Origin of the sequence: Ruminococcus sp. OM06-36AC, from assembly GCF_003438725.1 — a bacterium.
Taxonomy (GTDB): Bacteria; Bacillota; Clostridia; order Oscillospirales; family Ruminococcaceae; genus Ruminococcus_C; species Ruminococcus_C callidus.
In genome coordinates this window covers 1-6,291 of the sequence record NZ_QSTT01000039.1, presented here as the reverse complement: position 1 = coordinate 6,291, position 6,291 = coordinate 1, and the positions used below count along the sequence as shown (strand labels likewise).

Here is a 6,291-nt window from a genome sequence, read left to right as displayed (position 1 = left end):
AATTGGTATATTTCTATTATACCATATTGTCTAACAAAAGGGGAGCATTTCAGAATTAAATCTGACGGAGGGGTTATGTTTTTTAAAATATTCTTAAATCAAAACCAAACTAAATCTGTATGTAGTCTAATTTTTCACCGAACTGCGTACAAAGCTATCAGACATATTGTGCAGTGTTGCTTTAAATCTTATTTGCTTTCATAAGTAAGCAAATTACAGTTATAATACTTCCAATGGTCATCTTCATTATCTACAGAAAAAAGTTCACCCTCGTAAGCCATAAAGTTATCCCAGACAGTAGCAGAACAATCCCATGCATTCAAAAAGTACATTTTCTTACCTAAAGCATTAGTTGCAGTATCCATATAAACCTTATTGCCGTACACAGTGGCATTCTGTCCCCAGCCGTCTACAACATTATTTTGTTCAAATGCACGCTGAATTGCTGTACAGCCATTTCTATAACCAACATTATTTCTTATCACGCAGTCATTTCCTTTGATATTTACGAAGCTTTTTGCATAATTTTCACCGCTCATTCCTGTTCCGTTAAATGTACAATTTTCCACAGTTGTTCCGATTGTGTATTCTTTTATGTCAACGTGTTCAGCAGCAACATTCGGACCAAGTTTACAGTTTCTGATTGTATTGTAATGACAATCATGACCATAACCTGAAGTGCTTTTGGCACTGCCGACGTAAACAGCTTCACCATATCCGGGAGATACAACACCTGTATCATGAACATAACAATTTTCCGCAAGACAATAAGAACTGTTATCTCTGAAATGAATCCCCTCAGAACCGATATTATATACTTCGCAATTTATAATCTCTGTATGATTTGAATTATCAAGAATAATGCCTTTTTGTGCATTCGTGACTTTTAAATCTTTAATTTCCCACCAGTCGCCTGAAATATCTAAAACATAATTTTCAGAAGTTGAAGAACCTGAAAGAATAGCAGGTTTTTCGGGATTTTCAGAATGAATTATAATAGGATTTGCTTCTGTTCCATCTGCCGAACTTGTAAACATATATCCTTTTGGTGTATCGCCGCTATAAACATATTCACCCTCGGCAAGTATGATTTCATCACCTGCTTTGGCATTTTTAAGAGCATTTTTTAGTTCATCTGTATTTTCAACATAAACTTCATTTGATGTGACTTCTCCTGAAATCAGTTTCTGCTTCATAACACAAAGGTCAAATACATTCAATTTTCCATCTTCACATAAATCTGCGGCTTCCCAGTTGGCAAGTTCTATATCAGAAACAGCAAGTAACCATTTCTGCAAGGTAACAACATCAGCTATATCAAATTTTCCATCTACATTGACATCACCTTTAATCTTTTCAGGTGTCGGATTCTCTGATAAATATATCTCATCATACATTGTTTTTGCCCATAATTTACGCATTTCTGCATATCCATTTTCAGCAGGGTGAACACCGTCGCTACTCAACAAGTCAGGATTTTTCTTGAAAAATTCATAGAAATCAGGGCCCTTAATAACTTGAGGATATTTTTCATATATTTTTTCTATCATTGCATTATATGCAGGAACATTATCACCTACAGCAGATTCTTTTGCATAAGGAATTGTTGGAATAATCGGAATTTTTCCAGCAGCGAGAATACTTTTTACCATATATTCCGTGTTATTATAATACTGTTCCGTTCCGGACGGATTTCCCCACGCATCGTTTGTGCCATAGGCAATGCTTACATATTTTCCAGGGAATGATTCAAGCCAGCGATCAATATTTTCAGCACCCTCTATACTTCTGATACCGCCAATACCGCCGTTTTCCTGAATCGGATAATATCTGCCGTCTATTTGATTGACATATTCGGCAAATCCTGTTCCGTAACAGTTCATCATTCCACAGGCAGTGATTGAATCACCATAAAATATAAAGCTGTCAGAAATTCCGTCTGATACATTATGGATATCCATATTAATTGACGTATTTCCGCCCGTTTTTCCATCATTTCCGCTGATATTTAGTCTTATCCAATTATATCCTTCCATATCAACTACATGCTGACGAGAATGCAGTGTATTTCCTGTTACTGTTTCAACAATTTCCCAACCATCTTTCGGATAGCTTCCACCTTCAGCAGCATTCACCTCAATTGTATAATCTGAAGGAACACCATTGGAACTTCCATTTAAAACGGTATAATCAAACTGTCCTGTTGCATTATACCATACCGCAATTACCTTTTTTCGTTCATCTTTTGGAACGTCAGAAAGGTCATATGCAAGATAATCAGCACCATTACTATTCCAGAAAGAGTAGTAATATTTATCATTTGCAGAAGCTGCCATTCCCGAAGAAGAATATGCAGGACATTCACGGCTGATTACAGGATTAGAAGAAAAATCAGCATAAGCAATATTACTTCCACAAATTGTAACGGAAGATAAAGATATAACAGCTGCTGATATTATCGAAGCAAACATTCTTTTTACTTTCATTTTTACACCTCATTTTATTGATTCAAATTTCATTCTACAAAGGTCAAGCACATTTATTTTATTATCTTCATATAAATCTGCGGCTTTCCAGTCATCAATTTTTACATCAGAAACAGCGAGAATCCATTTTCACACCGAATTCTTCTCTACTTATAAGTTCATCTTTTCACAATTCTATGTAACAAGCTTTTTGTTTCAAATGATTTTCCGCCACCAAATCTTCCCACTCAGCCACCAAACTATTTAGTTTCACAAAACAGCGTAAAATAGGCACTCTTAAGCTATCTGACAACATATCTGCCGTTTTAATCAAATCTGCACATAAATTTTGCCTTTCAGGTCGATTGTGTACATCTGATAACGTATTTTTGCCTGTTTCGATATGTTTCCGTTTATAGATTTCAGGAAATAGTTGAATTTAGTTGATTTTATAGTTGTCAAAAAACTACGTAAAATAGGGGTTTTTACCCCTTATTTTTTGTAATCAGAACCACGCACTCAACGTGCGCCAAGACGTAAGAATTGATAACCGTCAAGGCGGAGTAGGCGATAGTGGTTTCCGTGAGTGGGGAGATTGGTTGTCTTTTCGAGATTTTATATGCGTGGAAATATGTCAATAATCGCTTTGCTTGCGGGAGAATAAGCTGAATGGTGCTTGTTGTTAATTGAATTCCGGGTTTCTATCGAAATCAAAATTCTGTGTCTCTGAATTCTTTTTTCTCAACAATATCCGATAAGTTGCAAAGGGTTATATTTTCAGCATTAGCTGCCTCTTCTAAAATCTTATCATCAAAACCAGATTCAGAAAAAAGATAATAATAGAATTCTGATTTTTCCTTTTGGGGTGACAGTTTTGCAATAGTATCCAGATATTCAGAATATCGGAATGGCTTATTTTTAAACTTACACTCCCCTACCAGATACTGTGTTGCGTGCTTGGAAACAGCGAGAATATCAATTTCTGTTTCCTGCACTTCTCTTTTGTCATCTTTTCGTCTGACTGTCGTTTTTCCCCACCAACGCCCTATTTGAGAATATCGAAATGGCAGAGCATTGGCTTTTTGCATTTCACGAACATATTCCCGACAGATGTCCTCGAAAACAGATGCTGCAAACTCGTGAAGTTGCGGAGCAATGGCATACTCATAAACACCATCTACATCGCCGCCTTCCAGTTCTGAGTAATTTGTAAAAACAAACGCATACCAGAACCGAAAGAAATTATCTGTCAGATGATAAAGTCCACGATTGGTGTTTGCTTTCTCTTTTATCCCATCAGAAACAGAAAACTCCCGTTCGACAATTTCCAGTTCAATCAGATTTTTCAAATATACGCTTGTTTTCGAAGTATCATCCACCAACGATTTCATACTGATTTCATTGAGTTTGGTATTACCAAGAGCAACAGCTTCAATGATGGAATTGTATAATGGTGTTTCTCTCAATTCCTGTCGCAAAAGAAATTCCACTTCGCTATACAGTGTACAGCCCTTGGTGAGAATATTTTTCTTGATATTCTCTGCAAGTGTCAGATCGCTGTCAAATTGTTTCAGATAATGCGGAATACCACCAAGAATCGCATAAGCAAGTACTTTATCCCGATCAGAATAATTCGGAAAGAATTGAATGGCTTCGTAGAATCCCATTTCTTTCATCTTATAAATTCCGGTCGCTCTTCCATAAAGCGGATTCTTTTCTGCAAGAATTTCTTTTTCAATAAAACTCATTGCACTTCCGCACAGAATCAGCATAACATTCTCGTCTTTTAGGATTTCATCCCATAAATTCTGCAAAATGGACGGTATGCTTTGATTGCCCTTATACATATAAGGAAATTCATCGATCACCACCAGCTTTTTTGCATCACCATATGGCAATTCTGTGATGGCACGAAATGCTTTCTCCCAGTCTGAAAATTCTGTTATATAAGAACGAGCCGGAATATTTTCTCTCAACAGTTTTTCTGAAAAGTTTTTCAGCTGCATTTTGTCTGTGCATTCTCTGCAGGAAAAAAAGATATGCGGTTTTCCTTTACAGAACTGCCGAAGTGTCTCCGTTTTTCCAACACGTCTGCGACCAAACAGGACAATCAACTGTCCGTCTTTTTGACGATATTTATCCTCTAAAAATTGCAATTCTGCTTTTCTGCCAATAAACATTGCACTCGCTCCTTTTCTCTAATCGTGGTTTAGTAAATCGTGATTTGATATTATTATACCACGGATTTGGAAAAAATGCAAGTGAATATAATGAAAAGAAAAGCCATCTGAATTATTGTTCATCTATCTGACTGTTTTCAATATCTGTCCCCGTGCGAAAATTCTTGTCAAACTCCGTGAAGGCGGAAGTGAAGATTTTCAGATACAGACTATCGGTAGAATACGCCGAATGCCAGAACGTAAGCATTATACATTTCCAGGTTGTCTTGACCTCTGCTATATTTATACACTTGATGAAAAGTATAAGCAGGGATTGATGACTGAAATGGACAAGGCGCATCAGGTGCGTAAGCTGTTTTTGAAGAAGGGATTTGAGGATTTTACTCTTGTCAAAGAAATGCGTAATCTTGATGAAGACAGCGGTCTCGGCGAGCGTGAACTTCTTAAACTCATCTATGAGCATTATACAAGCAAGTACAAGCTTGGAACAATAAAAACTGAGAATCAAAAAACGCTATCCATGAACGGCTATAACTTCTCACATGAAATCGATAGTAAGGTTATTCAGGGTGAATTTCGCAATGGTGAAGCACTTTCAAGTGCCACAAGTTCACAAAGAGTTTCTGTTAAGACTAAGATAAATACCCACACGCATGGTATTCAACTTATGCACAGTGTAGATGAAATCAAGAAGATAACAACAATTCCCGCACAGCGTGTAAGAAACATTCTGCAAAGACTTTTCCGTAAGGGTAAACGAAAATCGTGAAAGCTTTTGGCTCTTGACACAAGCGATTTTTATGCTTTCATAATCAACAATATTCAGAAACTTAAAGAGGAATTTCGTGAGATTATGGCAACTCAGAATAAGCAGCTCTCTTTTATTGAAAATGCAAAGACAGTAGAATTCAGAATTCCTGAAACTGAACTCTATAAGTATACAGAGGTCAAACAGGTCAAGCCAATGATCAAAAATGTTTATGAGGGCTATACAAATGAGTTCCTGCCGTCAGAAGCAAGAAAAAGTACTTCTGAACGTTTGTTTGAACGTTTCTGCGAAAAAGCTGATAGTGTAGAATGGGTTTACAAGAATGGTGACTCTGGTCAACAGTATCTTTCTATCGTCTATGTGAATGGTATCAGAAAACAGTGGCTCTTTTATCCTGATTACATCATTAAGACTACTGACGAAAATATTTGGATTATCGAAACTAAGGGTGGTATGCAGGCTGGTCACACCAAAAACATTGACCGTCAGGTCGAAAATAAGTTTAATGCATTTAAGGAATACGCCAAGAAGTACAACCTTCATTGGGGCTTTGTGCACGACATTGATGAGGAATTGTACATAAATAATACAATCTACACTGAAGATATGTCAGGAGATAATTGGATTCCACTGGATGATGTGCTGAAATAAATTCTCAGCCGCCTTGAATAATTGAATTAAATTAAAAATGAGGGCCCTGCGAAAAAATCTCTGTAAATTCAACAACAGTGATAAAAAACGATATTGCGAGCGGCTTGAAAAACAGCCGCTCAATTTTTTACAGTATACAATAAATACCGTAATTTGTCAAGTTTCTCCAACAGTCAGTCTGTCGGGGTACATGATCTCCAGCTCGCCAAGAACTCTGCCCCAGTTT

The 6,291-nt window shown here is 36.8% G+C and carries 4 protein-coding genes; 2 read left to right on the top strand and 2 right to left on the bottom strand.

Annotated features, from left to right (window positions below; translation table 11 throughout):
- Window positions 1–188: 188 nt before the first annotated feature.
- Window positions 189–2,486 (bottom strand): GDSL-type esterase/lipase family protein, encoded by a 2,298-nt coding sequence (locus DXB92_RS14020; protein WP_207658606.1) that lies wholly within the window; start codon window positions 2,484–2,486, stop codon window positions 189–191.
- Between the two features lie 689 nt (window positions 2,487–3,175).
- The gene (locus tag DXB92_RS12655) at window positions 3,176–4,645 is read right to left on the bottom strand and encodes an ATP-binding protein (RefSeq protein ID WP_117734159.1); all 1,470 of its coding nucleotides are present in this window, start codon (window positions 4,643–4,645) and stop codon (window positions 3,176–3,178) included.
- A gap of 229 nt (window positions 4,646–4,874) precedes the next feature.
- Between DXB92_RS12655 and DXB92_RS12650 the strand changes: the two genes are divergently transcribed.
- Together DXB92_RS12650 and DXB92_RS12645 are read left to right on the top strand one after the other, a co-directional pair.
- Window positions 4,875–5,414: a hypothetical protein gene (locus DXB92_RS12650; RefSeq protein WP_147330067.1), complete on the top strand. Its 540-nt coding sequence runs from the start codon at window positions 4,875–4,877 to the stop codon at window positions 5,412–5,414.
- A gap of 84 nt (window positions 5,415–5,498) precedes the next feature.
- Window positions 5,499–6,065 (top strand): hypothetical protein, encoded by a 567-nt coding sequence (locus tag DXB92_RS12645; protein WP_147330066.1) that lies wholly within the window; start codon window positions 5,499–5,501, stop codon window positions 6,063–6,065.
- The last annotated feature ends 226 nt before the right edge of the window (window positions 6,066–6,291 follow it).